Source organism: bacterium (assembly GCA_040757115.1).
In the GTDB taxonomy this organism is placed as follows: Bacteria; UBA9089; CG2-30-40-21; order CG2-30-40-21; family SBAY01; genus JBFLXS01.
Genome location: JBFLYA010000398.1, coordinates 1 through 2,105, shown reverse-complemented (window position 1 = coordinate 2,105; position 2,105 = coordinate 1). Strand labels below are relative to the sequence as shown.

At 33.6% G+C, this 2,105-nt stretch carries 2 protein-coding genes; one reads left to right on the top strand and one right to left on the bottom strand.

The features are described from left to right. Positions 1-487 precede the first annotated feature (487 nt). Entirely contained in the window at positions 488-1,714 is a 1,227-nt protein-coding gene (locus tag AB1422_19085; protein MEW6621407.1) for a DUF1015 domain-containing protein, read from the top strand. Positions 1,715-1,918: 204 nt separating this feature from the next. Here the strand turns inward: AB1422_19085 and AB1422_19080 are convergent. Beyond that, on the bottom strand, positions 1,919-2,105 hold a 187-nt coding region (locus tag AB1422_19080), incomplete at its 5' end, for a hypothetical protein (protein ID MEW6621406.1).

Here is a 2,105-nt window from a genome sequence, read left to right as displayed (position 1 = left end):
TCCACAATCAATTTCTACCTATTTCTATAAATTTCAATCTATTTCTATTATCTTATCTCCATATCACTCTTATCTCCTTATCCCCTTTCTTACACTTTTGATATATAGCCTGAACGGTTACAAATTTGATAAATTATCGAATTCATGAAGCTCATATATTGACATATATGGTAATACATCAGTTATTTGGGGGAATGAAAATAGTAGGCAAGTAGGTAGTAGGGAAGTAGGAAAGGGATAAAGGATGTGCACGGTATTCCTCTTCTGGGGGCAATGTCTCCCCCTTTCCTACTTTCCTACTCTCCTACTTCCTACTTTCAGGAGAATCCCCCATTTCACTGACCCATTACCATATATGAAATTGGCAAATAGCAAGGTTGGTCTATTGATAAATTAGATTGAAAGAAGACATAAAGAGATTTGTTCTGTCGAATCTTCGTGTCCTTCGTGCCCTTCGTGGTGAATAGTTACAAGGAAAATAGAATAGATGGCTCAAATATCTCCATTTAAAGGAATTTTATATAATCAAGAGAAAATACAGGATTTATCACTGGTTGTAACCCCGCCTTATGATGTCATCTCAGAAATTCAACAGGAAAGATATTACCAGAAACATCCCTATAATTGTATCAGACTTATCTTAGGAAAAGACTTGCCCGAAGATAATGAAAAAAACAACAAATACACGCGTGCGGCTGATTATTTTCACCAATGGTTATATGCAGAAATACTAAAACAAGACCTCACTGAAACCATTTATCCTCTTATCCAGAGATTCTCATTTCACAATAAAAATATAACCCGAGCTGGATTTATTACCTTGATGAGATTAGAAGAATTCGGGAATAGCGTTTTCCCACATGAAAAAACCTTATCCAAACCTAAACAGGATAGATTAAATCTTATGTTAGCCACAAAGGCTAATTTTTGTCAGGTATTTGGTTTATATTCAGATGAAAAAGGGATATTAGATGAGTATTTAAAGGTAAAAGAAGAACCAATTGTTGAGATTATGGATGAAAATGAAGTTAGCCATCAATTAGTCAGGCTAAAGGATAAGACAAAAATAGAAGAGATAAAAGCCATAATGCAATCAAAACCAATTTTTATTGCCGATGGACATCATCGTTACGAAACCGCATTAAATGCCCAAAAGATACTTGGTTATAATTTTATTATGATTTACCTGACAAAGATGGAGGATGAAGGACTGACGATTTTACCGACACATAGATTAGTAAAAATAAACACACATCCCTCTTTTTCTCCCTTTTTTGAAGTTGAAAAAGTAAATACTTGCAATGAACTGTTAGAAAAGATGGAGATGATGAAAGAAAGTCACTATGTCTTTGGAATGTATGCGGAAGGGAAAAATTACCTTTTAATTTTAAAGGATAATGAAATTATGGATAAATTGATTGGAGATGAGAAACCTGAAGAATATAAGAAATTAGATGTAAGTATCTTACAGACTGTGGTCATCAACCATATCTTAAAGATTACGGATATCGAGGCACATATAGGTTATACCCATAACGAAAAAGAGGCGATTTTATTAGTAGATGAAGGAAAATACAATCTTGCCTTTTTTCTAAATCCTACCCGGATAAGTCAACTTAAAGAGATGTCCTTAAAGCACGAACTTATGCCGCAAAAATCTACCTATTTTTATCCTAAACTCCTGACTGGTTTAGTTATGAATAAATTTCGGTAACCGTTCACCGCACAGACGCAGAGGAACAGAGAGGAAAATATCTTTTTTTCGTGTTTTTCGCGTTTTTTGGTGTTTAAAAAAGCTTAAAAACAGTTAGTCGAAAGTCCGTATTAAAAGATTAATAAACAACGAAAGACCTGAAATGCACAAAAAAAAGGAAATTTCGGGACGGTTCACTTTTGTTTGAAAGTTTGCGGATTGAAATTAGAAATTGGAAATTAGGGAGAGAGACAAAAGCCCAATTTCTAATTTCCAACAAAAATCATAACCGTTCAGGCTATATATCAAAAGTGTAAGAAAGGGGATAAGGAGATAAGAGTGATATGGAGATAAGATAATAGAAATAGATTGAAATTTATAGAAATAGGTAGAAATTGATTGTGGAAAACAA